The following is a 24,668-nucleotide window of genomic DNA, read 5'->3' as shown; positions in this document are numbered from 1 at the left end:
GAAGGAATATGCCATGCGACATCTAATTAAAATGATCATTAATCGGGTATCACAACTTATTGCCCTGCCATTTGTGATCACATGTTGGCTTGAGTCTTTAGTGAATAAAAAGGTAGAAGTCATCTTTGTGTTTTGGACTAATGTTTTCGCCTTATTACCAGGGTTACCTGGGGTTTTCTTACGCAGAGGATTTTATTCGTTAACACTGCATCAGTGCTCTTTAGACAGTCATATTGGCTTTGGATCGTTATTTAGCCATCGAAACTCAATTATCGAAAACAATGTTTATATCGGTAACTATTGCACTATTGGCTCAGCCCATATTGGTGAAAACAGTTTAATTGGTAGTCGTTCTAGTTTGTTAAGTGGCAGCGGTCAACACATTCACAATGACGAAACCGGTACATGGGGCGCGTTTTCCACCGACAACATCAAACAAATTAAAATTGGTAAAAATGTTTGGCTAGGAGAAGCCGCAATTGTTATGGCCGATATCGGCGAAGGCTGCCAAATAGCTGCGGGCACTGTAATCTCAAGCGATACTAAAAGCTATGTGATGCTGGGCGGTAACCCTGCACGCTTTGTGAAAAGCTTACCTTTGCCGGCACAGTTACAAACTCCAGCTTCACAACCTCAAGAAACACCCTTACCAGAAACTGTAAGCGAACTCCCTAATGAAAAACAGAGTTGATTTTATAGACTGGCTAAAAGCCGTTGGTATGTTTTTGATAGTATTAGGGCATTACTTCGGCGAGCCATTTGACCAATTCACTCAACCTATTTATCCCAAACAACTAGGTGTAGCTTTTTTTGTGTTTGTGATGGGTTGGGGTTTAGCTAGTGAAACACGCCCCCAGTGGCAAGTAGTCTACAACCGACTGTTCCCTATGTATTTTTGGGGAGTTGTCATTGCCATTTTTATTAGCCTTATTTTTATGTTAACCAAAGGCCATCCTGCTATCACCAATTACCTACCATTTATTGGTGGCATCAATGTTTTAGGTAACTTTTTCCCATCTAATCCCACCACTTGGTATATAGGCACTTACCTGCACATAATACTGCTATGGGCCCTAGTCATGCGTAAAGTAAATGTCACTTTACCATTGATACTACTGGTTTTATTTTGTGAAATAGCCATCCGAAGTATTTTCATCGAGTTTGAAAGACTGTTCACCGGCTACATGCTAGTTTCCAACTGGATAACGGTATTTATGCTTGGCATGTACATGCATCAACAAAAAGATAATCACAATAACCTAAAAGCCCTATTAATCATGGTGCTATGGGCATTATTGTTATTTACGTGGGCTAGCCTGCTTAATCCTCTTAATATTACTCAAACCTTTCCTTTTAGGCTGCCAGTAGAACATTCAACACTAATAAGCAGTCTAGTCGTATCTGTAGCGATCTCGACCGTTTATCTAAGCAATACTCTATTAGCAGTTAAATTCTTCAGCGGTATTCCAGCCAATCCAGTAGTACGTTTTTTCTCACGCAATACTATTTTTATCTTTATCGGTCACATGCCGCTGTATGATGTTGCAGAACCTATCGCCCTAATATTTGTAGAAAGTGGCTGGGGTAAACGTGCGATTATTGTGTTTATTATGTATGTGGGCTTGGCAGTAGTATCGGAGTTACTACATAAAGCTGTAAATATTGATAAACTGAAAAAGCACTTGTGGTTACGACTGAATTAGTTAGAACCAAATTCATTAAAGTATGATCCAACAAATCCAACAAATCCAACAAATCCAACAAAATTCACTTTATTTAAATCACTCATAACATGTAATTCTTTCAATAGTAGCTTCAAAACAATATCAACATAGCCTACTCCCCTTTTAGCCATTTATAAGAATATAAAGCTACCTTGGAAACTAGTTTAATAACTAGGGTATTTTTGGAAATTAATTTTAGAGATAACGTTTGGAGGTATTCAAAAAGACAATTAACATAGAGTGGTTTAGGTTGGTTAAAAAAATATTGCCATTTTAAGCGAGTGAATTTAAAAAACGGGGAACTGCAAAATGGGCAATAGCAACTTAAGACTAGATATTCAGGGTTTACGTGCTTTAGCAGTGTTGAGTGTGGTCATTTTTCATATTTCTCCTGACCACATAACAGGTGGCTATTTAGGTGTAGATGTATTTTTTGTGATATCAGGCTACTTAATTATGGGCCAGATATGGAGAGCTCTAAACGAAAGTCGACTTAGTTTTACTGAATTCTATACTAAACGCTTTCAACGGTTACTACCTGCTTTAGTCACGGTGTTAATAATTTCAACCTTAGCCGCCTACTATTTATTGTTACCTGGCGAATATCGCGACTATACGTATAGTGTATTTTCGTCTTTGTTCTATTTTTCAAACTTCTGGTTTTATACCAAATCAGGTTACTTTGATGCAGAATTACAAACGTCTCCCCTACTACATACGTGGTCTTTGTCAGTAGAAGAACAATTCTATTTCATTTTTCCGTTCTTACTCGTATTTTTATACAAAGCCTGTAGTACCACTAAAAAGGCATTGGGCGCATTGGTTATTATTGCCATTGTTACCTTATTGCTAAGTGAATGGCTGCTTAGTTACGACCAATCTTTAAGTTTTTATGCGTCGCCTACGCGTTTTTGGCAGTTTATCGTCGGTGGTTTGTTAGCCATTTCAAAGATTAATGCGCCAAAGCAAGGTCTAAGTCAGTTACTGTCGTTGATTGGTTTAGCTATTTTAGTTTTTGTGATTTTTACTTTTGATGAGAAAACTCCCTTTCCGGGTTTTATGGCAATTCCAGTGACTTTGGCCACGGCCCTAGTTATCTACGCTCGCGCTGAGCGTGGTATAATGGGTTGGGTATTGTCTAATCCAGTCAGCAATTTTTTTGGCAATATTTCGTATTCTTTCTATCTGTGGCATTGGCCAGTAATTATCTTTTATAAAATCTATTTATTTGATGAATTTATAGAATTTGAAAAAGTCGAAAAGTTAATAGCATTAATTATCTCAATTGTGCTTGCTTCCGTTACTTATTGGTTTATTGAAATTCCTTTTAAAAATAGAAAGCTTACTCCAAGTAGCTTTAAGCCTATATTAATATCTATGACAGTAACATTAGGGTTAGCATTCACCGTTGTAGGGTCTTCATATTTTCAACGAACCCACTTTACACAACAGACTATACAATATGAATCTTATCTCGCTTATAAAAATCCAGAACGTCAGACTGATTGTTTTTTAACCTCTCTTAGGAACAATTTCGACTTATTTAATAAAGAGAAATGTATTACCGCGAAACCAGGTAAATTCAATATTCTCTTACTAGGTGACAGTCATGCAGAACATTGGTTTACTGCAATCAAACAAAATCTACAAGAAAACCAAACATTGTCAATGGTTACGGCAAGTGGTTGTAGGCCGCTTCTTCCATTACAGGGAATTAAACGGTGCACTGATCTGATGGATTGGGCGATCAACGACGTTATCGCGAACACTAAAATAGATAAAATCATAATTTCAGGCCGTTGGATTGAAAGAGACATTCAATATTTAGCATCTACTATTACATTACTTAAAAAGCACACTGACCATGTTTTGGTAGCTGGTCCGGTGATTGAGTATGAATACCCCTTACCTATGTTATTGGCAAAATTTGGCGACTCCCCCAAGGTTATGCAATTTACTGATTATGCAAAACGTAAACATCTTGATTTAGAGTTAGCTAGAGCAACAAGCATGGCAGGTGGTGAGTATCAATCAACAATCGATTATATGTGCAGTAGTGAGTTAAAATGCCAACGAACAACGAGCGAAGGTGTACCTATGCAATTTGATTATGGTCATCTAACCCATGAAGGAGCTGTGACGATTATGGATAAGTATATTTCAGAAAAATAACTTACTTCGTTAATACTCTTTAGTCCAACCTTCACATTTAGACAAAATAAAATCTATAGAACCTAATAGCGCTTATAAGAAAAAGGTATGTTAATAATAAATTACAATGACTATTAATTAACATGTGAGCTCAAGCTCCAAAGGTCCTAATCTCTATTATTTAAGAAAATATAAAGTGAGATTTATTTTTAAAACGTTTAAAGTCTAAACATCAAATTGATTCGCTAAAAAACACCTAGCTTTATTTGAGCTCCTTTCCTCAAACAGAATAATTAAATTTAAATAAGGACAATATTGTAGTGAAAAACAAGACATTTTTGGTGACTGGCGGCGCAGGTTTTATAGGTTCAGCAGTTGTCAGGGAGTTGATCAACAACACCCAACATAATGTCGTTAATTTAGACAAATTGACCTATGCAGGCAATTTGGAATCACTGCAAGATATTGAAAACAACGAGCGATACACTTTTATTCAGGCGGATATCTGTGATGCAGATAAAATGGATGCCGTTTTTGCAAAGTACAAGCCAGACATCATGATGCACTTGGCGGCTGAAAGCCATGTAGATCGTTCGATTGATGGACCAGCAGAGTTTATACAAACCAACATAGTGGGCACCTTTAACCTATTAAACTCAGCCAAAAAATATTGGGCAATCTTATCAGCTGAGCAAAAAGGTCAATTTAGATTTCACCATATTTCGACCGATGAAGTGTATGGCGATTTAGAGGGTACAGATGATTTATTTACCGAAACCACCTCTTATTCGCCTAGTTCGCCCTATTCAGCCAGTAAAGCTAGCTCTGATCATTTAGTAAGAGCTTGGTATCGCACTTACGATTTACCTGTAGTAATTACTAATTGTTCAAATAATTATGGGCCTTATCATTTTCCTGAAAAACTGATCCCCTTAACCATATTAAATGCCTTAGAAGGCAAACCATTACCCATTTATGGCCAAGGTACACAAATTAGAGATTGGTTATACGTTGAAGATCATGCCCGTGCATTAATTAAAGTCGCCACCCAAGGTAGCGTGGGCGAAACCTACAATATTGGCGGTCATAATGAAAAACAAAACATCGAAGTGGTTAAAACCATTTGCGCCATTTTAGAAGAACTCAAGCCACAAAAACCGGCAGGATTAAGCAATTTCGTTGATTTAATCACCTTTGTCACCGACCGCCCTGGGCATGATTTACGTTATGCAATTGATGCCAGTAAAATAGAAAAAGAATTAGGTTGGACTCCTAAAGAGACCTTTGAATCGGGGTTAAAGAAAACCGTTGAGTGGTATCTAACAAATACTAACTGGTGGCAAAGAGTAAGAAGTGGCAAGTATCAAGGTGAACGTTTAGGGCAGCTATGAATTTTTAGCTAATTTCATTGGTAACTAACCAAATAAAAATACTATTTTCTATCGCTACCGTCAGACTGGTTTTACAACAACTTTTACGATAAATTCAAATAACTGATTTGGCTAATTAGAATTTTTTAAATAACAGTAGTTAACGTGGCCATCAACAACATAAGTGAAAACGGATAATACTCAATGACCAAAGGAATTATACTTGCAGGTGGAAGTGGAACACGGCTCAATCCCCTCACCATAGGTGTATCGAAACAACTTCTCCCTGTATACGACAAGCCGATGATTTATTATCCATTGTCAGTTTTGATGCTAGCAGGTATCAAAGATGTACTTATCATTACCACGCCAGAGGATCAGGCCAGCTTTCAACGATTATTAGGTGATGGCAGCCAATTTGGAATCAACCTTAGCTATGCCGTTCAACCCTCTCCTGACGGGCTTGCCCAAGCCTTTATTATTGGTGAGCATTTTATTGGCTCAGATAATGTTTGTTTGGTATTAGGTGACAATATTTTCTATGGCTCTGGGTTAAGTCCCAAACTTAAATCTGCAGTACAACGAGATGTTGGCGCCTCGGTATTTGGTTATCAAGTAAAAGACCCCGAACGCTTTGGTGTAGTCGAAGTATGTAAAGAAACCAAGAAAGCCCTAAGTATTGAAGAAAAACCAACCAAACCTAAGTCAAACTATGCAGTCACTGGATTGTACTTTTACGATAACAACGTCATCGATATCGCCAAAAATGTTTTGCCCTCAGACCGTGGTGAATTAGAAATCACATCAGTCAATAACGAATATTTAAAACAAAATCAGCTCAATGTAGAAATATTAGGCCGTGGCTTTGCTTGGCTCGATACTGGTACCTACAATAGCCTGCTTGAAGCCGCGCAATACGTCGAAACAATAGAACGTTTGCAAGGTTTTAAAATAGCCTGTCTTGAGGAAATTGCTTTTAACAATGGTTGGTTGTCAAAAGAAGCAATATTAAATAAAGCGCAATCAACCATGAAAAACAGTTACGGCGAATACCTAATGAGTTTATTAAACTAGATGATTGCACTAAATAGCCCGCTTAAACCTGATCTTAAAAAATTACATCAATACTTAGAAAAAGTGAATTCATCTGGGTGGTTTACCAACTTTGGCCCATTACACAACGAATTAACAGACAGGCTTGAAGACTACCTAGGCGTAAAAAACCTACTCTTAGTCTCTAATGGCACTGTAGCGTTACAACTGGCAGGCCGAGCATTGGGGGTCGATAATTTAATAACGACACCATTTAGTTTTGTTGCCACTTCTAGTGCGTTTCAGTGGCAAAAAGACACGATTTCGTTTGCTGATATAGATCGCCAAAGCTATAACCTATGTCCTGACGCAACAAGCCGAGCCTTAACTCAAGATCCGGCCCTTGATACAATATTGGCAACCCATGTATACGGCAACCCCTGTGACGTTAAAGGTTTTGAATCACTCGGCAAAGAAAAAAATGTCAAAGTCATATACGACGCAGCACATACCTTTGGTATAAAAGTTGGCGACCAATCAGTACTTAGTTACGGCGATGCCAGCACCTTAAGTTTTCATGCTACTAAGTTATTTCATACTGTCGAAGGTGGCGCAGTGGTTTTCAAAGATAAACAACATTTTGAAAAAGCTAAGCTCCTGATTAACTTTGGTATTGAACCAGATAAAGGCATTGTAGAAACCGGAGTAAACGGCAAATTAAACGAATATCAAGCCGCTGTTGGATTAGTTAATCTAGAGCGAATGGATATTGTTTTACAGCACAGAGCTGAACTTTTCAGTCAATATATAACTGGTTTAAAAGATGTGGTTGAATTGCCAAAATGGCATTCAGAAGCAAATTACAATGGCGCTTACATGCCCATAAAACTTAAAAATAGCCAGCAAGCCTCTAAATTAATTACTAAGCTCGCTGAAAGCAATATTCAAAGCAGAACTTATTTTTCACCAGCTCTAGATTCAGTATTTACTGAATGTAAAAACCATGGCACGCCTAATTCTGATGCTGTTACCGATGGTGTACTTTGTTTGCCTTTGCATGTTGAAATGACGGCAGAGGATGTGGACAAAGTCATTTGTAAAATTAAAGAATCAGGTGTTTTGTAAATGATTAAATTGATAGGTTTGGAAAGTCTACCCATAATGCCCGCAAACCGGACGTTGATATGATTTTAGCTGTAATGCAACCTTATCTATTTCCATATTTAGGCTACTACCAACTTGCATACCATAGTGACAAATTTATTTTTTATGATGATGTGAACTTTATAAAAGGCGGTTATATCAACCGCAACAATATTCTGACTAATGGACAGAAACAGTTGTTTACTGTGCCAGTAGAGAAAGCATCTAGTTTCACTAAGATCAACGAACTTCACTTTGCCGCCAATCGAAAAAAAGTAATAAAAACTATTGAACAAAATTATCGTAAAGCACCTCACTTTGAAGCAGTTATGCCTGTAATAAGTCAAATATTTGCATCAAAAGAAACACAAGTTGCTCAGCTTTGCAGTAACTCCGTTTTGGCTGTTTTTAACTACCTTGCAATTGAATTAGATTATAGCTTTTCAAGTGAGTTAGATTACGATAAAAGTGCTTCTGCTGCCGAAAAGTTATACGCCATGTGCTCTTTAAATAATGCAGATAAATACTGTAATATGAAAAATGGCGAAGTACTTTATAAAAAAGAACAATTCAAGGCGAATAACATTGAATTATCATTTTTGGAAATGGGCGACGTAGCTTATCACCAAGGCAAGCATGAGTTTGTTAGTCATTTATCAATCATTGATGTGTTGATGTGGAATTCAATTGACGAAGTCAAATCGCTTTTGCAAAAATATGTAATTTCATAGGTACCGTTGATGAATCATATAGCCATACATTCTGTCCCAAGATCAGGTTCTTCTTGGCTTGGCGAAATAATAAATAGCTCACCTCAGGTGAAATATGCCTTCCAACCGTTATTCTCCTATAAATTTAAGGGACGATTAAGTACCGCAAGTACTCTAAAAGAGATCGATTCCTTTTATCAAGACATTGAAGTAACAGAAGACGACTTTGTCACTCAGATTGCAGGTAGACAGGCGGGTATAAAACCGCTGTTTACAAAGAGTCAAATCACACATGTGGCCTATAAAGAAGTCAGATACCACTATGTATTAGACAATCTACTAAGACAAAATCCTGCACAGAAAGTAATTGCCTTAGTACGTAATCCATTGTCGGTATTGAGCAGTTGGAAGAATGCACCGAAAGAATTTAGAGCCGATTTAGGGTGGTCTTTTGAAAATGAGTGGAAAGAAGCTAATTTGAAAAATCAACAGAAACCAGAAGAATATTTTGGGTTCGACCGTTGGAAAGAAACCACTCTACTATTTAAAAGGCTAACAGCACAATATCCTGATAAGGTTCGACTAATTTTTTATTCAGACCTTGTAAGTAATACTGAAGCTATTGTTAAAGATATATTCAACTTTGTTGAATTAGATTACTCATCACAAACTCAACAATTTGTTGCACAATCAATTAAAAAAGAGGTTGTTGATACGTACTCGGTTTATAAGCAAAAGCAGGGAACTGATAACAGTTATATGGGAAATATTTCAACAAAAATTATCGAGGACGTTAATAGGAATTGTGAGGTTGCTGGACTAGGAGAGTTTCTGCTCTAAGTTAAACACAGTTTTGTAGTTAGTTGCCTTAGATAATAAATAACTCAATCTCTTCTTAAAGTGATATGGCTGATGAACATCCTAATTTTCCACTCGCTAATGTTGAATCCTTAATAAAATCTATACCTACAGGTGCTGGAGCATAAATTAAATCTAATTCAGGTAAATTACATTCAAATGTCTTAGCTAGCTATTAGCAGATCTTAGCTAGATTATCATTTAGTGTTAGCGCCTCCTTTAAGAAGTAAAATAAACAAGATATTTACTGGTAAAAAAACTACCAATAAACGCTTCCAATGTACAACATCAGTTCTAAATGTTCTACATACCATTTGTTGAGTTTATAAACTAAGCAGCTTAATATAAGTTTCGATCTCAGTTTATTAACAACCTCGGTTGTCAATCAATTACTTAGTAGATGTATTAATGAAAAAGGATTTATTCAATCAAGTTGCACTGGTTACCGGTGGGAATGGTGGTATAGGCACAGCAATTTGTAAATTACTTGCAAGCCACGGTGCGAAAGTGGTAATTCATTGCCATTCGCGTTTAGAATTGGCCAACGAACTAGCAGCAAGCTTGCCTACTGAATCACTTGTTGTCCAACAAGACTTGTCACAACCCTACGCGTCTCAAGTGCTAATAAAAAAATGCATCGACCATTTTGGATCACTTGATATTTTGGTGAATAATGCCGGTTGGACTAAAGCGATCCCAGCCAGTCAACTCAATGCATTAGATGACGAACTTATAGCAAAAACTATGCACCTTAAAATCAATGTGCCCATTAGATTGGTAGACGAAGCGCGCACCTACCTTGAGAAAAGTGATAACGCCAATGTCGTCAACATTACTTCTGTGGCGGGTATCGCGGCTAAAGGCAGTTCGATAGTTTATGCTGCAGCCAATGCAGCATTGTCTAACCTGACTCGCTCACTTGCTAGAGTACTTGCACCAACTATAAGGGTGAATGCTGTTGCGCCCGGTTTTGTTAATACTGGGTTTGTATGGCCCACAGATAGCAATGCCGCAGAGCATGTTAGTAAACAGAACTACATTGGCCGAACGGTTGAACCCGAAGACGTTGCAAAAGCGGTATTATTTTTGGTTGCAGACGCCCGAGCAACGACAGGGGAAGAAATGGCTATCGACGGGGGAATTGCTCGTTTGGGGAACCGTCAGTAAGCATGAATGTAGTTACTTACTTAATTGAAGAATTGCGTTCCCAAGGGGTTAATAAAATATTTTTGACCTATGGGTCACATATTGACCCTTTCGTATGCGCCCTAATGAACAACAACAAAATCTTGCCTATAGGCTGTGCACATGAAGCAGGAGCGGGCTTTATGGCTGTAGGATACGGTCTTGCAAATAATTGTGTGGGTGTTGCCGTTTCTATTGGTGGCCCTGGATTAGCCAACATGCTTCCCTCGCTGTTATCTGCAAAACATGATGAACGCCCGTTATTAGTGATTACCGGTGACGTAGCTACCACACATCATCAGTTACCCGCATTCCAAAATGCTGGGGGCAATTTTATGGCAGACCTGACCCTAACCCAGCTCTTTTGCAAATCTGCTACTAGAATAAATAAACCTGAAGAGCTTCCTAAAGTACTTGCAGAATCTCTGGCTTTAGCCCAAACCCTCCCCTGTGGCCCTGTGCATATTCAGATCCCTAACGATCTATTTAATCAACCGATTTCAACCACTAAACAGGAATTATCTGTTAACACTTGCAAAGCCAAGTGCAGACTAGATAAATCGTTTGAAGACGTGGCTAGATTACTTGAACATGCCGAAGCCCCACTTATTTATTTAGGCGGTCGAGTTTCCCATTGGCTTGATAACAAACAATTACAGACTTGGCTTCAACAAATGCAAGTACCTGTTATTAGTACGATTTATGCCAGAGGCTTTTTACCTGAAGACAGCCCTGTCTTTATTGGTTCGGCAGGATTTGCTGGCACTACTCACGGCAACGCGGCCCTATTGCATGAGCAATGTGACACCTTAATTATTATTGGTGCAGACCTAAGCGAACGAAACTTTTTAAATTGGCATGCCGCTATTTTTGTTGCTAAGCGACAAATTGTGCTCATTGATGACAAATATGATCAGGCTATTGTAAATCGATATCCAAATATGAGCAGTCTGCCCTTTCCATCTGGTTTAACTCCCCCTCGAAAAATAACTAAACAGTTTAAACAAAAAAGAAAAATGTGGTTAAACGCGTTACAAAATGACTTTGTTAGTCACCACTATTTAGCCAAAATTCAAGAGTTTGTTGGAACAACAACACAACTCTTTGTAGACGCTGGCTCTGCAAAGGCGCTTGCTACCAAACATTGGCAAGCAAACCAAGCGAACTCGATAGTGATGTCCGAAAACACAGGAGGCATGGGCTGGGCCATGTGTGCCGCTATAGGCGCCGCGATGAACAAGGACGAAAAACCCGTAATTGCCCTTGTTGGTGATGGTTCGACTAGAATGTTGGGCATGGAATTATCTACTGCAGCGCAATACAACAGCCCCGTTTTATTTTTAATCAATAACAACAAACAACAAAAATCCGTTTACGATAGAATGGAAAATACAACAACAAGAAAGAAATTAAACGAAACCCATCCAGACATTAGCTGGACTATGCTAGCAAATTCACTAAATATTGAGGCCGCAAATGTTTCTTCAATAAGCGCTTTAATGTCAGTAATTGAAGATATTTGGCCTATAAGCAAACCTTTTTTAATTGATATTACAATGCCCGAAGACGAGTAGATTAACCCCATGAAAAAAACAAAAATATTATTACTCAGTGCCGGAAGTTTATTAGGAAAAGGGGTGATTGATTCACTCGCATCAAGACGCAATCACATAGAATTTTTTGGCCTAAACACCAATGCAGATGCTCCGCAACTATACCAGTGCGACCAAGTACAATTAGTTGCCAACTTAGCTGATGAGCATTTTGAATCTAATTTTTTGGATATTGTTGAACAATATCAACCTGACATTATTTTACCTGGACGAGACGACGATATTGTATTTTTGGCGACGTTTTCAGAAAAGCACTCTCAACACTGTCATAGGATACCAGCCGGTAGCTCGAACATAGCGAAAATTATCAGAGACAAGTTTTTAACTTATGAATGGGCCACCGAAAAGCAACTCCCTTTTGTTGAGAGCTTTTTTTATCAAGGCAAAGAAAGCCAGTCAGGTCTTAAGAATTTTGTCAGTAAATGTGGGTACCCTGTTATTGCCAAACCACGAGAAGGCTTTGGCTCAAATGGTATATATGTTGCCATGTCAGATGAGCATATTGCGGCGTTAACCTCTATTGAACAACTCATGTTTCAAAAATTGCTGATGCCGTCTAAAGAACTGCCTGAACTAATTAAAAAATGTAAAATTGCTATTCCACTTTATTATCAAATAGCGGATGAACAGCAATATGCCGCGCAAACCCTGATAAAACCAAATGGCGAAATTATTGAGCCTTTTGTATCAGTAAGCAAAATGGTATTGGGGAGGTGTGAGAGCCTAAGAAGGCTGGAAAACACCGCAATATCAACAATGGCCAAACTCTACGCTTTGGCCCTTGCCAAAGAAGGTTGGCGAGGACCAGTCAATATTCAGTGTAAGCAAGACGAGCAAGGTAACTGGCTAGCTCATGAACTAAACCTGCGATTTAGTGGCGGCACATCTTCGCGATTATTATTAGGGTTTGACGAAATTGGCAATTTAGTTGAATCGTTTTATCCAAATGTAAATCTAGAAAATTTAAGTCGCAATGTCAGCGATGAATTAGTGGTGCGTTACTTAGGTGATCATTTAATGCCAGCAACATCACAGAAGACGCTACAAACTAAAAAATATTGGAAAAATACTTGAGCGACTTAAAGAAGCAAGGAATAGCAGCCCTAATTTGGGATTTTTTTGGCAAGCTTAGCACCCAAGGCATGGGATTTATAGTAACCATAGTACTTGCTCGGTTATTAGAACCTAGTGATTTTGGCCTTATCGCAATGATCATGGTAGTGGTCGGTATGGCACAAGTTTTTACCGATATTGGTTTAGGCGGCGCCCTAATACAGAGAAAGGAAGTCACGCAAACTCATTATTCCTCAGTATTTTATTTTAATATCTCAGCGGCAATACTTTTAACCCTTTTAACTTACTTCTCCGCTGAATCCATTGCTAGTTTTTATGAAAATCAGCGATTAATTCCTTTGATAGAAACCATTAGTGCGCTTTTCATTTTTAGTGCATTTGGCAGTGTTCAAACCATAAAACTTCGCAAACAATTAAAGTATGCCCATATTACCAAGGCGGCTTTTGTCTCTGCCATTTTAAGCGGCGTGATCGGCATTACATTGGCACTTTACGATGCTGGCGTTTGGAGTTTAGTTGCACAACTACTTAGCCAAAGTATTTTTAATAGTACTATTTTGTGGTTAATCGCAGGCTGGCGCCCATCGTTTTTATTTTCGCTTACTGCTTTAAAGCAATTATGGTCTTTTGGTTTTCGAATGTTTTTATCAAGTTTACTCGACGCTATTTACTCTAGGGTTGATTATTTAATTATTGGTAAATTATTTCCTGCCGCCACTTTAGGTTATTTTCAACGTGCCAAACAATTTAACCTATTAGTCATTCAATATACCTCTGGCAGCTTAATGTCAGTTTTGTTTCCTATTTTAAGTAAAATTCAGGATGACCTGCCGCGTTTTCAAATGGTCATTTTAAAATCTTTACATACACTCTGTTTTGCGGTGTTTTTTCTACTTGGTGGATTATATTTAGTGTCTGAAGAGGTAATTGTTTTTTTATTTACTGAAAAATGGTTGCCCTCAGTAAATTATATGCAACTTCTTTTACTCAGCGGCTTTAGCTACCCCCTCAGTGCTTTGTTGGTCAATATACTTAGCAGTAGGGGTAAATCTAAGGCATTCTTGCGATTAGAGATTTTAAAAAAGCTAGTAAATTCACTCAACTTTATTAATGCTATTTATTTTGGTATGGAAAGTTATTTATTTGGGCTTGTTATAACTGCCTTCATTGGCATATCGCTAAATATAATCTTTGCAGCTAAAGAAATAAGATTAAAAGTAATAGACTTTTACAAACCAATTATTATTCAAATGGCGCTATGCGTATTTTGCGTCTATTGCATCTTATACTTTACTAATATGTTAGAACTTGGCTACCTAATTGGATTCTTTGTAAAAGGGAGTTTATTTGTGGTGCTTTTTACCTTACTTAACTTCGTATTTAAAACTGAGAGTTTTAAGGTAATATTTGATCAATTTTCACCATTTATAAAAAGAAAAATAGGAAATGGACATGCTAAATATTAGCCAAACTCTGCTTAGGAAAGAGTGCGATATCATCTCAACATGGGATGATAAAAATAACATAAAGGTCAGTATTCTATGTGCAACATTCAATCAAGATTCGTATATAGAAGATGCGATAAAAGGCTTTCTGCTACAAGAGACAACTTTTGCTTATGAGATAATTGTCCATGATGATGCTTCAAGCGACAATACGCCTCATATAATCAAAAAATATCAGGCGTTATATCCAAATATAATTAAACCGATTATACAAACAGAAAATCAATTTTCTAAAGGAAATTTCAAACCAAGTGCTTATATGGCAAAATTAGCTAATGGTTTATATAGTTGCTTGTGCGAAGGTGATGACTATTGGATAGACAAAAACAAACTGGAATCGCAGTTCAAAGCCTTAGAAAATAACAAAAATATTAATTTGTGCGTACACGATGCTTTTACTATAAACCAAAAAGATGGCACATTAAGTAATAAATTTCCTAAACGAAAAAACAGAGAGTATATTATTCCTTTTAAAAAAATATTTACAACATCTGGACAATTTTCGCCAACCGCGTCAATGATGATAAGAACAAATGTAATACAAAATTTGCCAGCATTTTTTATGACCGCACCGGTTGGCGACTTTTTTTTAGAGGTTATTGCGGGGCGTAACGGTATTTATTATTTACCGCAAAAGATGTCAGTTTATAGAAACGAAACTGTTGGCTCTTGGTCAATTCAAGTGTTAAAAAAGGCTAAAAATAGAATTGAGATGTACAAAGCGTACCTTTCATCTTTAAATGAATTGAAAACATATCTTACTGAGCAAGAGGCTATTTTCGTAAAATATAAAATCCAAATGATCTACAACAGGTTGGCGATTGCTTATCTAAGTGTGAATGATAGAAAGTTGGCTTTGAAATATTATATTTATTCATTTCGAGGGCAGTTTCGGACCAAAGATAATATTATATTCATAGCTGAGTTTTTAGGATTTGATCATATTTTTAGAGTTAAATTAAAAAAATTATTACAATCTTTACGAGTAAGCAGGTAACGTTTTACCCAAATGCCACTTTTACTCAAAAATTAGCAACAGTTATTTTTTTTCGCATTGACGTTTAGATTATCTAAAATTATGTTGACTAGCTCCACAAGCATACTTTCCTGTTTAAGTTTGATTTCTTGGTATCTGTCCAAACCGCTTTGCTTCAATGATTCTAGCTTTTCAGTATCAAACACTATCTCGGTAATTCTATTTTCGATTTCAGACACATCATATGGATTAAAATAACTTACAGCGTTACCACATACTTCAGGAACGGAGCTAACCGCACTCGCTAATACTGGCGTCCCGTGCTTCATGGCCTCAAGTGGTGGATAACCAAACCCCTCATTGAGAGTGGGATAAATAAGGGCATAGGCAAACTTAAAAGCCGATTCTAACTCGCTACGCTCTACATAGCCTCTAAATATAAAGTTAGGATTATTCGCGAATCTTTTTGGAGGAAACTGCACTCCAAGTATCAACGTTTTTATCCTACAATCTGGATGTTTACTATAAAAATGTTCAAGCGCTTGCAACGCTCTGTAACTATTTTTAATCCATCTATTGCAATTAATTACTAGAAAGAATGGTTGTTCAATTGGAGCAACATACGCAGCCTGAGAGGCATCTTCACCTTCTAGTAATGGTGAGTAAAATACATCAATATCATCTGCTGTAATTTGTGAGCAAAAGAAGTTTAGCAAGGAATACTTACTATGGTTTGATACCGTAATCACTCTACTATTTGGCTTGTTCAGTAATGTAGTTATTTTTTTCTTAGTCTGGTAAGTAAATGTTCGAGTAAACAACATTGCCCATAACCATTCTGTCAGTCTTTTCCAATGTGAACTGTAACGCCATTGCTGGATAGAGTAAGGAACTTCAAGCTCTCTTAGTCCATGTATCGTATAAACAAAACGAACAAGCTTAGTGTCTATTCCAGTGAAGTGCCCGTAGGGTAAAGCTGAATATAGAGTATGGAAATCTCCTGAATCTAACAACTTTTGAACATCTTCCATCGCTCGGATTGGATGTTCAACAATCTGATATTTTTGGCACAAGGCAATGATTTGAGGTGAAATGACTTTATTAGCAAAATAGAAAACTTCGACTGTATTTTTTTCTGCCATGGATAATAATTGCTTAAATACCACTTCGGCATAGACCCCTCCTCCATGAACAGAGCCTAGTTTACCGGGATGCGTGGCGGCTAAATCGTACAAAACTTTTTTCATTCAAATCCCTTCATTTATAGCGCAAGTCTGGAAATATCTAATTTTTGTATAATACGCGTGCAATTTGGTTTGCCAAAATAACTATGGTTACTTCTTGAGCTACAAGTTTTCAATAAGAGAGTTCAGCTGTTTGGCAGAATACTCAATTCGATATTTCGAACCTACAATATCTATTGCTTGACTCCGCATCTGTTGATAATCGTTTGGGTTTAAATCTAATATATTTTGTATACCTTCTGCCATTGCATTATGGTTTCTGGTTTGGACTAGTAGCCCCGTTGTAGCGTGCTCGACAATCTCTCTATTACCGGTTGGACAATCTGTAATCACAGCAGGAACACCTAGACATTGTGCCTCTATTGCGGCATTGCATAATCCTTCAAAATCACTATTCAAGACAAATAATTTTGCGTTTACGACAAACGGGTAAGGGTTAGTCACATAGCCTTTGAACACTATCTTATTTGCAATATTCAACTCTATTGTTAATTGCTTTAACTCATTTCTTAATGGGCCATCACCTAAGATCACCATGGGAATTTGATATTTTATATCTAAACTAGCGTAGGCCTTGAGTAACAGATCGTAACGTTTCTGTGCTGACAGAGAGCCGACAGACACCATATAATTTTGGTTTAATTCAAAATCATCATCCAGTTTAATCTTAGATTTTTGCTGCAAACTGGCCAAGTCAAAGCCATTGCGGATCATGTGAGTTTTACCTTTTGAAAAGGGGTAATAGGCGATAAAGTTTTTTTCTAGGTCATCACATAACACAATATAGCGCTGAGCATGTCTATACAGCCATGCAAATATTTTTTTTCGCCAATCATCTTCCTGATCCGCTGGATTATTCGCAACACGCACAACCCAGTTTGTTTTTAAGCGCGTGAACTTAAGGGCAAGGCCAGTTAATAAGCTCGGGAAGGACCAGACACTGATTAGTACGTCAGGCTTAAGTTCTATTAAATTACGCACTAAAAGTAAAAAACAAATTGGCAAATAAATAGCAGAACGCTTACGCAAGTCGATTATATTCACATCTTCCGGAACTGGATAGGTAACTATGCCATTTAACAATAAAACGGTAATACAGAGGTTTTCTCTGTCCATGTTACATAACAAATTACTAAGTGCCCTTTCTGCACCACCACTAGACAATGTGCTACTCACAAAACAAACACGTTTGGTAACTTTATTGTCAGTCATCTTAGATGTCATTTTTAACTTCCTTGTGCATTGTTAAGATGTACTTCAACTTGAAGTGGTCATAAACCCGCTCACGTATGTCTTTCGAAAATAAAAATAACAGCGTTAAATAAAAAACTTTTTTTATAAAACTATTTTTTTTCGTTCGTCTTAATTTTGCCAATAAGTCATTAATTTTTGAATTATCTTTTGTTTTCAGTAAATACTCGTTTAAAGTTGATTTATTAAAAGTATCTAGCCCTAAACGCATCCTATCGTGATGCATTTTATGAATATAATGCCTCACTTTGTAACGATTAAGACTAAATCCCCCAGTAATACTTTGCTGATGAACACGATAACGAAGTAAACTCGATTGAATATTACTAATTTTTTCACCTGCATCTAAAACCCTATATAAAAAATCATAGTCCTGGGCAGTAAATAAATCCCTGTACCCTCCGATTTTTGTATGCAAAGCCTTATTAAACATCCATGTAGGGTGGCAAGTAACAGAAGAATAGGGAATGACTTTTTTAATTAAAGTTTCGTCTTGATAATAACGTTTGTGCCCTATGACAGTCCCGTGTTCATCAATCAATTTAATCGCGCTTCCAACTAAACTAATGTGTAGATTTGCCATAAGAAAATCTATTTGCATTTGCAGTCTATTTTCCTCGGCAATATCGTCTGCATCCATCCGAGCTATAATATCTGCCCTAGCGTTTTCTATTCCGCGATTAAGCGAAACAGCTAAACCTACATTTTCTTCGTTTATTAGTAGCTTAATTCGGTTGTCTTTTTCAGTATAAGATTGGACTTTATCTATAAGCGATAAATTCTCAGGATCATCAATAATAATTACTAATTCAAAATCAGCCATGGTCTGATTTAATATTGAATCAATGCCTTCACAGAGCCAATTTAATGGCTCTCGGTAACACGACATAACAACTGAAACTAGCGGTAACGTTGATGTGATACTGTTTTTGGGATTTAAAGTATTTTTATCGTACATCTATTGAGCAGCCCTGCGATTTAATTACATCTATAAATCTACTTACTGTGTTTTGGATTAAATATGTACTGTAAGCGAACTCTTTGGCTGTCTTAACAACATTAGCTACATCTTCAGTATTGCTAAATAGTACTTTTCCAATTGTATTAGCCAGGGAATCGACGTTATTTGGTTCAACCAACCAACCAGTTTGCTCCGGAATAACCGCATCAATAATCCCCCCACTATTTGAACCAATAACAGGACAACCTGCCAACATAGCTTCAATAAATGTTAAGCCTTGTGCTTCTACCTGACCATTTGCGGCGGTTTTTGATGGCCCTACAAATACATCGCAAGCTGAAAAATAATAATAAACGTCTTTATTTTCAATCCAACCTAAAAAGTCGACATATTCGTTAATACCCAAATCGCTAACCACTTTTTTAAAGTCTTCTTTTTCATGGCCTTCACCTATAACAATCAGGCGAAGTCTTAATCCTGCATCTATTAATTTGGCTGTGGCTTGAATAGCTTCTCTCACACCTTTTTCTTCTGACAAACGACCAACAAAGAGAATAAGTTTTTCGTTTGAATTTTTTTGTAAATGAGTTCTTAGGTTAGTAACTTTTGTTTTGTCTAAAACAGGTAAAGGTAGAATACCTGTTGGTAACTTTAAAAAAGGAGTTTGAGTGCCAGGTGCGAGCTCTTTGGTTACTTTTTCGGTCACGCTACTATTAACGGTAACTAAAGTTGAATTATTGATAGCAAATTTCTTAAGCTTGCGAAACAAAGGGGAGTTTAATGCAAAAACATCACCGCCATGTACAGTCGCCACATGTTTACTACGCGTTAATTTACAGGCTAAAGCGGCCACAAATCCCTGAGGCAATAACCAATGAGAATTAACCACATCTGGCTTCCAAAAAATAATTTCTTTTAGCGTGATCACTAATTCAGATAAAACTAAAATAGGGAGTTTTAATTTATTAATAGGATTTTTACTAAGGTTACCTAAGGCACCACCTTGATAACATACAGTTTGGCCACTAAGGGGCAACCAATAGCGAAAGCGCCTTATTTCAACTCCGTCTACAACTTCTTTGGTTTTTGCACCAACAAAATGCGGGGCAATTACACGCACTTGTATGCCTTGTTGAACCAATTCCCGAGCAAAATTATGCACAAATGGAGTAGTGGTATCACGTTCCCAACGAGGGTAGTTGGACGTGACAATCAGTAGTTTCATTCCTTGTCAGCGGCCTTTTTTTCTAATTCAAGTTGATTCAATTCCATTCTGCGCACTTTTTCTAAGGTCTGTTCAATAAGTTGACGATTAAAGTTAATTAAGTCTGCCAACAAGGCGATTAAAAAGGAGATAAAACCCAAAATTGTTAATACTCCACCTAGTACTAAAGATTGCAAGTGCCCTTCACCATCGCCCGTAAAATAAAAATAAAAGAAACGGATAATGGGAATGACGCCTAATAAAGACAGCGTTAAACCAATTATAAAGAACACCCTTAATGGCTGATACATGGCGTACATGCGAATAATGGTGGTTAACTGCCGCTCAATAAATTTGGGGATACTACTAAAAAGTCGTGACTCTCTGGTCTTTTCGTTAGTTTCTACCGGAACAGAAGCAACTGCCATGTGTTTTTTCCCAGCCTGAATTAAAGCTTCGATAGTGTAACTAAAAGGCGAGACAATATTTAATTGTAAAGCAGCATCGCGGCTATAGGCCCGAAAACCACTTACAGCGTCGGGCACCTGTACCCCAGATAGTGTTTTAACGACATAACTACCAAGCCGTTGTAGAAACTTTTTAAAAGGCGAAAAGTGCGCTACTTTAGCAGTATTTCTATCACCCACTACCACATCAGCTTTACCATCAAGTATCGGCTGGATCAGTTTGGGGATGTCCCATCCTGCGTATTGGTTATCACCGTCAGTATTGACAATAATATCAGCACCCAACTTTAAGCATTCATTAATACCGGTTCGAAACGTTCTAGCTAACCCCTTATTTTTCTTATTAGCTACAATGTGATGCACACCCAATGCTTCAGCTACTTCAATAGTTTTGTCGCTGGAACCATCATCGATAATCATAATTTCAACTAGGTCGACACCATCAATTTGTTTGGGAATGTCGCTAAAGGTTGCTGGTAACGTCTCTTCTTCGTTAAAACAGGGAATTTGAACAATTAACTTCATTGGGATTTCTTAACTCGCTCGGTCAATGCACTTTTAATTTGAATGTAGGTTATTTTAACGGCTAACGACTTTAAAGCCTGTGTAGTGAAGTATTGCATTGATAATCCTTAACTTCTAGGATTTGTGCTAGTAAGTTATGAAGTTTCATTCAGATTTTTTAGCCCATATAAGTCGTAATGCAGTATCACTTAGATCAAAATTCATATTATTTTATCGGGTTATATTAGTTACTAATCAACCGCTAGTATCTAGGGAAAATAGCGAACAGGTCTCCTAAAAATACTATTGTTTAGCCTTCACCTGATAACCAATAATTAATGGTGGGGTGTCATATAGACCAATTTGACCTGCACCACTGACGGCTAAATACAGTATGTTGTTTAGCTCATCAAAAGCTCCTCCAATCACTCCACGAACACCTTTGTTATCATAGGGGTGGCTCCATTTTCCGTAACTAACAGGTTGTACTAACCACGGCTCATCGGCGCTGAGCATATCCTCAACATCAAAAAGCCAAAAATAATTATAGATATCGTTTCTATCATAAGAACAAGGACCGCCACAAACGTTGCCATTACTCTGGGTGATTTTGTAACCGATACCACTATGTAAACCTGTGTGCTGACCAACCGCTAAAAAGTAAGTTGTGCCTGGAATAATAAACCCAAATTTAGCATTAGTAACTGGCCCCCAAATCGGCGATATATCTAAAGAGTAGTGATCGGAATTCGCGACCAAATGTTTACCTTCAGAAAAAGGGAAAACCATAATGGCATCAGTATCAATTGTTCTATCGACTGAAATTACAGAATCAATGGCTTGTTGAGGATCAAAACGATATAAGCTAGGCCCTTGGGAGTACCGTGAAACGATAGAGTAATTAGTTGCCCAGCCAGTTAAATATTCAGAGCCAATTCTTTCTCTCAACTCGGTGGGTACTTTAAACATATAACCAGCGGCTCTTGCTTGCCCTTCAAGTTGCAACATTCCTTTATATGAAGACGAACTGATATTGAGTGCATCTGAAAAAACTTGCAAGTTATCAGCATTATTGGCAGACCCATCATACCAAATCTCTGAGGTCACCAATAAGTTCTGATTAAGATACAAGAGGCCGTTAATTTTGTCGGTCTTATTCCCTATATCTTTCTTACTCAATACCTGCACATAAGGTTGAAGAACTGCGGCCTCTGGGATCCTTGCCGGTTCCGTTTCAAACGACAGATTAGAAGGGACTGCAAATTCTGCTATAGCATTATGATGACTATGACCGACCATAAATAAACTATTATTGTCAGGATTAAACCCCAATGCTCCTATCGCATAATCCGAAGTAGATTGCCCATCTGCATTCACCCTAAACGCACCTAAATACTCAATATCGAAAGCTGCTTGCAAACCTAACGGAAGGTTAATATCGTTTGGTTCTGACTGACGAATGTCTTCAGCGATATCTTCTTCAAAAAGCACTTGAATGTTTTCTTGGGGTGTTTCGGTCGGCGTTTCTATCTGTGTCGGTGGAGTGTCGATCTTAACCGAAGTACTTGAACCTCCACCCGATCCACAAGACAATAAAGATAAGCTCAAAACTACCGACAATGCTAATTTTACTGACATTTGTAAAGTTTTCATAACCACACATCCCGAATGACTACTTATAACTCAACAACTTACTATAAACATGCCGAATCAAAGGTATTTTAAATGATAGAAAAGTAGTTGGGATTTTAGTCTCTTAGGGTTCGTGAGTCAAAAGCAGTCGGTAAAAACTAACCTTTTAAATTCTATATTGTTATTACTGTACCCAATTATAAAAATCCGATATGTTATGATTCTATTTTTTTATATTTAGATCAGGGACTTGGGACACTAACACTGTGAATATTTTGATACTTTCTCATAGGGTACCTTTCCCGCCTAATAAGGGTGAAAAAATTCGCACTTTTCACCAAATCCAACATTTGAGTGAACTGGGTCATCAGATACATCTGTTTTCACCTTTTGAAGACCCCGCAGAGTTAGCGTATTTTACGGCTTTAGGTGAGTCTTTGTGCCAGTCGGTTTCTGCAACGCCTCTTAAAAATAAAGTAATTCGTTTGGTAACTGGACTATTCAAAGGTCAGCCCATGAGTGTGGCCAATTTTTATGATAAAACTTTGCAACATAAATTGGATGTATTTTTATCGACTAATAACGTGGATGCCATTGTATCTAGTGCCTCTTCGATGGCTGAATACATTTTTAAAAGCACTGTGCTAAATACTTTAGATAAAAAGCCTTTGCTGATCATGGATTTTATGGATGTGGATTCTGACAAGTGGAGCCAATACCAGCAAAGTAGTGCATTTCCGATGAGTAGTGTGTATGCCAGAGAACAAAAACTCTTAGCTCGATACGAAAAACAAATTGTTAAAGAGTTTGATGCCAGTTATTTAATCGCACAGGCGGAAGTTACACTGTTTAATCAAAAAGTCATAAAAAGTGACAAAGTCCACGTTATGGGAAATGGACTCGACACATCAACCTTTTACCCACCGAACTTAAAGCAGCCTAACCCTTCTCCCGTCTTTTTATTTACCGGTGTTATGGATTACAAACCGAACGAAGACGCAGTAATTTGGTTTGTAAAAAACTGTTGGTCAACCATTACCTCACAGCATGCTGATGCCAAGTTTATCATTGCAGGCATGAATCCAAGTGCCGACATTTTGAAGCTTGCAAGCGATAAAAGTATAGAGATCACTGGCTTTGTAGATGACATTTTGCCCTACTATCACCAAGCTGATATTTTTGTGGCGCCTTTTAGATTAGCTCGAGGCGTACAAAACAAAGTATTACAAGCCTTTGCCTGTGCATTGCCGGTAATTTCTACCCCTATGGGCGCAGAAGGCATATTGTGTCAAGCAGACCAAGACATTCTCATAGCCACTAATCCAGATGAGTTTGTTGCTCAGGCAAATCGGCTCATTGAAAAAGCCGAACTTGCCAAATCAGTTGGCCAAAATGCTTTGCAACTGATCCAAAATCATTATTCTTGGCAAGGTCAGTTACAGCCATTAATTAACCTACTTGGCACAGAGTGTAAGCAATGAAACAAGTCATCAAAGAGCTACTTTTTGTAGTATGTGCACTGCTAATGGCACCTATAACTCTATTGTATTTTGTGTTTGCAATCATACTAAAGAAAGATGCAGTGCTTAGCAGCTATAGCCAATTATTAAGTTTAATGCCGGGCAAACTAGGTGTGTATTTACGGGCAGGTTTTTACCGATTTGTTTTGACTCACTGCAGTCCTGACGCTGTCATTTCATTTTTAGTGCTGCTATCACAGGCAGACACTGAAATAGCTGAGGGCGTATACATAGGCGCCCAATGCAATATAGGCCGATGCAGTATAGGCAAAAACACTCTTTTAGGCAGTGGTGTAAACGTGATGAGTGGCAAAGGTCAGCATAATTTTGACGATCTAACACAGCCCATAAAAGACCAAGGTGGATATTTTGAAAAAATATCCATTGGTGAAAATTGCTGGTTAGGAAATGGTGCCATGATAATGGCAAACATAGGGGATGGGTGTATTGTAGGTGCGGGATCAGTGGTGATTAATGACATGCCTGCTCATTCCATTGTTGCGGGCAATCCGGCAAAGGTGATCAAAAATAGGTTGGACTAAGT

At 37.7% G+C, this 24,668-nt stretch carries 21 protein-coding genes; 15 read left to right on the top strand and 6 right to left on the bottom strand.

What is annotated here, in order from left to right:
• Window positions 1-13: 13 nt before the first annotated feature.
• The 13 genes from ABJK37_RS10755 to ABJK37_RS10695 all read left to right on the top strand — a co-directional run bounded on the left by ABJK37_RS10755 (window position 14) and on the right by ABJK37_RS10695 (window position 15,362).
• Complete coding sequence (locus ABJK37_RS10755; RefSeq protein WP_348353130.1) at window positions 14-691, top strand: DapH/DapD/GlmU-related protein; 678 nt, start codon at window positions 14-16, stop codon at window positions 689-691.
• A complete protein-coding gene (locus ABJK37_RS10750; RefSeq protein WP_348353127.1) occupies window positions 675-1,703 on the top strand; it encodes an acyltransferase family protein in 1,029 nt (342 codons plus the stop codon). The genes ABJK37_RS10755 and ABJK37_RS10750 overlap by 17 nt, the downstream gene beginning before the upstream one ends.
• A gap of 330 nt (window positions 1,704-2,033) precedes the next feature.
• Window positions 2,034-3,896 carry an acyltransferase family protein gene (locus tag ABJK37_RS10745; RefSeq protein WP_348353124.1) on the top strand — a complete coding sequence of 621 codons (1,863 nt, stop codon included), beginning with the start codon at window positions 2,034-2,036 and terminating at the stop codon, window positions 3,894-3,896.
• Window positions 3,897-4,195: 299 nt separating this feature from the next.
• On the top strand, window positions 4,196-5,266 hold the full coding sequence (gene rfbB, locus ABJK37_RS10740; RefSeq protein WP_348353121.1) for a dTDP-glucose 4,6-dehydratase: 1,071 nt from the start codon (window positions 4,196-4,198) through the stop codon (window positions 5,264-5,266).
• Between the two features lie 183 nt (window positions 5,267-5,449).
• Window positions 5,450-6,319: a glucose-1-phosphate thymidylyltransferase RfbA gene (gene rfbA / locus ABJK37_RS10735; RefSeq protein ID WP_348353118.1), complete on the top strand. Its 870-nt coding sequence runs from the start codon at window positions 5,450-5,452 to the stop codon at window positions 6,317-6,319.
• Entirely contained in the window at window positions 6,320-7,402 is a 1,083-nt protein-coding gene (locus tag ABJK37_RS10730; RefSeq protein WP_348353115.1) for a DegT/DnrJ/EryC1/StrS family aminotransferase, read from the top strand.
• Window positions 7,403-7,461: 59 nt separating this feature from the next.
• Window positions 7,462-8,151, top strand: a complete 690-nt coding sequence (locus ABJK37_RS10725) for a WbqC family protein (RefSeq protein WP_348353112.1) — start codon at window positions 7,462-7,464, stop codon at window positions 8,149-8,151.
• 9 nt (window positions 8,152-8,160) lie between these two features.
• The gene (locus tag ABJK37_RS10720; protein WP_348353109.1) at window positions 8,161-8,970 is read left to right on the top strand and encodes a sulfotransferase domain-containing protein; all 810 of its coding nucleotides are present in this window, start codon (window positions 8,161-8,163) and stop codon (window positions 8,968-8,970) included.
• Between the two features lie 426 nt (window positions 8,971-9,396).
• Window positions 9,397-10,155: an SDR family oxidoreductase gene (locus ABJK37_RS10715; RefSeq protein WP_348353106.1), complete on the top strand. Its 759-nt coding sequence runs from the start codon at window positions 9,397-9,399 to the stop codon at window positions 10,153-10,155.
• Window positions 10,156-10,157: 2 nt separating this feature from the next.
• Window positions 10,158-11,747 carry a thiamine pyrophosphate-binding protein gene (locus ABJK37_RS10710; RefSeq protein WP_348353103.1) on the top strand — a complete coding sequence of 530 codons (1,590 nt, stop codon included), beginning with the start codon at window positions 10,158-10,160 and terminating at the stop codon, window positions 11,745-11,747.
• 9 nt (window positions 11,748-11,756) lie between these two features.
• Entirely contained in the window at window positions 11,757-12,860 is a 1,104-nt protein-coding gene (locus tag ABJK37_RS10705; RefSeq protein ID WP_348353100.1) for a hypothetical protein, read from the top strand.
• The gene (locus ABJK37_RS10700) at window positions 12,845-14,326 is read left to right on the top strand and encodes a lipopolysaccharide biosynthesis protein (protein WP_348353097.1); all 1,482 of its coding nucleotides are present in this window, start codon (window positions 12,845-12,847) and stop codon (window positions 14,324-14,326) included. The genes ABJK37_RS10705 and ABJK37_RS10700 overlap by 16 nt, the downstream gene beginning before the upstream one ends.
• The gene (locus ABJK37_RS10695; RefSeq protein WP_348353094.1) at window positions 14,313-15,362 is read left to right on the top strand and encodes a glycosyltransferase; all 1,050 of its coding nucleotides are present in this window, start codon (window positions 14,313-14,315) and stop codon (window positions 15,360-15,362) included. Before ABJK37_RS10700 ends, ABJK37_RS10695 begins: the two co-directional genes overlap by 14 nt.
• A 32-nt stretch (window positions 15,363-15,394) precedes the next feature.
• On the opposite strand, the gene ABJK37_RS10690 is transcribed toward ABJK37_RS10695, so the two are convergent.
• From ABJK37_RS10690 to ABJK37_RS10665, 6 genes are all read right to left on the bottom strand, one after another.
• Window positions 15,395-16,588, bottom strand: coding sequence for a glycosyltransferase (locus tag ABJK37_RS10690; protein WP_348353091.1), 1,194 nt, complete (start codon window positions 16,586-16,588; stop codon window positions 15,395-15,397).
• 99 nt (window positions 16,589-16,687) lie between these two features.
• A complete protein-coding gene (locus ABJK37_RS10685) occupies window positions 16,688-17,809 on the bottom strand; it encodes a glycosyltransferase (RefSeq protein WP_348353088.1) in 1,122 nt (373 codons plus the stop codon).
• Window positions 17,799-18,794, bottom strand: a complete 996-nt coding sequence (locus ABJK37_RS10680) for a glycosyltransferase (protein ID WP_348353085.1) — start codon at window positions 18,792-18,794, stop codon at window positions 17,799-17,801. The genes ABJK37_RS10685 and ABJK37_RS10680 overlap by 11 nt, the downstream gene beginning before the upstream one ends.
• The gene (locus ABJK37_RS10675) at window positions 18,784-20,022 is read right to left on the bottom strand and encodes a glycosyltransferase (protein ID WP_348353082.1); all 1,239 of its coding nucleotides are present in this window, start codon (window positions 20,020-20,022) and stop codon (window positions 18,784-18,786) included. Before ABJK37_RS10675 ends, ABJK37_RS10680 begins: the two co-directional genes overlap by 11 nt.
• Window positions 20,019-20,993 carry a glycosyltransferase family 2 protein gene (locus ABJK37_RS10670; protein WP_348353079.1) on the bottom strand — a complete coding sequence of 325 codons (975 nt, stop codon included), beginning with the start codon at window positions 20,991-20,993 and terminating at the stop codon, window positions 20,019-20,021. Before ABJK37_RS10670 ends, ABJK37_RS10675 begins: the two co-directional genes overlap by 4 nt.
• Before the next feature lie 282 nt (window positions 20,994-21,275).
• Window positions 21,276-22,625, bottom strand: a complete 1,350-nt coding sequence (locus ABJK37_RS10665) for a hypothetical protein (protein ID WP_348353076.1) — start codon at window positions 22,623-22,625, stop codon at window positions 21,276-21,278.
• Between the two features lie 245 nt (window positions 22,626-22,870).
• Between ABJK37_RS10665 and ABJK37_RS10660 the strand changes: the two genes are divergently transcribed.
• Complete coding sequence (locus ABJK37_RS10660) at window positions 22,871-24,085, top strand: TIGR03087 family PEP-CTERM/XrtA system glycosyltransferase (protein WP_348353073.1); 1,215 nt, start codon at window positions 22,871-22,873, stop codon at window positions 24,083-24,085.
• Window positions 24,082-24,666 (top strand): acyltransferase, encoded by a 585-nt coding sequence (locus ABJK37_RS10655; protein WP_348353070.1) that lies wholly within the window; start codon window positions 24,082-24,084, stop codon window positions 24,664-24,666. The genes ABJK37_RS10660 and ABJK37_RS10655 overlap by 4 nt, the downstream gene beginning before the upstream one ends.
• Window positions 24,667-24,668: the final 2 nt, after the last annotated feature.

It is taken from the genome of Paraglaciecola sp., assembly GCF_039964565.1.
Taxonomy (GTDB): domain Bacteria; phylum Pseudomonadota; class Gammaproteobacteria; order Enterobacterales; family Alteromonadaceae; genus Paraglaciecola.
Note: the sequence above shows the minus strand (reverse complement) of the source record. Positions and strands in the feature narration are given on the sequence as shown.

Bases quoted from the DNA above. Each gene is read 5' to 3' on its own strand.
- ABJK37_RS10755 (WP_348353130.1), top strand. From the start codon at position 14: ATGCGACATCTAATTAAAATGATCATTAATCGGGTATCACAACTTATT.
- ABJK37_RS10750 (WP_348353127.1), top strand. From the start codon at position 675: ATGAAAAACAGAGTTGATTTTATAGACTGGCTAAAAGCCGTTGGTATG.
- ABJK37_RS10745 (WP_348353124.1), top strand. From the start codon at position 2,034: ATGGGCAATAGCAACTTAAGACTAGATATTCAGGGTTTACGTGCTTTA.
- rfbA (WP_348353118.1), top strand. From the start codon at position 5,450: ATGACCAAAGGAATTATACTTGCAGGTGGAAGTGGAACACGGCTCAAT.
- ABJK37_RS10730 (WP_348353115.1), top strand. From the start codon at position 6,320: ATGATTGCACTAAATAGCCCGCTTAAACCTGATCTTAAAAAATTACAT.
- ABJK37_RS10725 (WP_348353112.1), top strand. From the start codon at position 7,462: ATGATTTTAGCTGTAATGCAACCTTATCTATTTCCATATTTAGGCTAC.
- ABJK37_RS10720 (WP_348353109.1), top strand. From the start codon at position 8,161: ATGAATCATATAGCCATACATTCTGTCCCAAGATCAGGTTCTTCTTGG.
- ABJK37_RS10715 (WP_348353106.1), top strand. From the start codon at position 9,397: ATGAAAAAGGATTTATTCAATCAAGTTGCACTGGTTACCGGTGGGAAT.
- ABJK37_RS10710 (WP_348353103.1), top strand. From the start codon at position 10,158: ATGAATGTAGTTACTTACTTAATTGAAGAATTGCGTTCCCAAGGGGTT.
- ABJK37_RS10705 (WP_348353100.1), top strand. From the start codon at position 11,757: ATGAAAAAAACAAAAATATTATTACTCAGTGCCGGAAGTTTATTAGGA.
- ABJK37_RS10695 (WP_348353094.1), top strand. From the start codon at position 14,313: ATGCTAAATATTAGCCAAACTCTGCTTAGGAAAGAGTGCGATATCATC.
- ABJK37_RS10690 (WP_348353091.1), bottom strand. From the start codon at position 16,588: ATGAAAAAAGTTTTGTACGATTTAGCCGCCACGCATCCCGGTAAACTA.
- ABJK37_RS10685 (WP_348353088.1), bottom strand. From the start codon at position 17,809: ATGACATCTAAGATGACTGACAATAAAGTTACCAAACGTGTTTGTTTT.
- ABJK37_RS10680 (WP_348353085.1), bottom strand. From the start codon at position 18,794: ATGTACGATAAAAATACTTTAAATCCCAAAAACAGTATCACATCAACG.
- ABJK37_RS10675 (WP_348353082.1), bottom strand. From the start codon at position 20,022: ATGAAACTACTGATTGTCACGTCCAACTACCCTCGTTGGGAACGTGAT.
- ABJK37_RS10670 (WP_348353079.1), bottom strand. From the start codon at position 20,993: ATGAAGTTAATTGTTCAAATTCCCTGTTTTAACGAAGAAGAGACGTTA.
- ABJK37_RS10665 (WP_348353076.1), bottom strand. From the start codon at position 22,625: ATGAAAACTTTACAAATGTCAGTAAAATTAGCATTGTCGGTAGTTTTG.
- ABJK37_RS10655 (WP_348353070.1), top strand. From the start codon at position 24,082: ATGAAACAAGTCATCAAAGAGCTACTTTTTGTAGTATGTGCACTGCTA.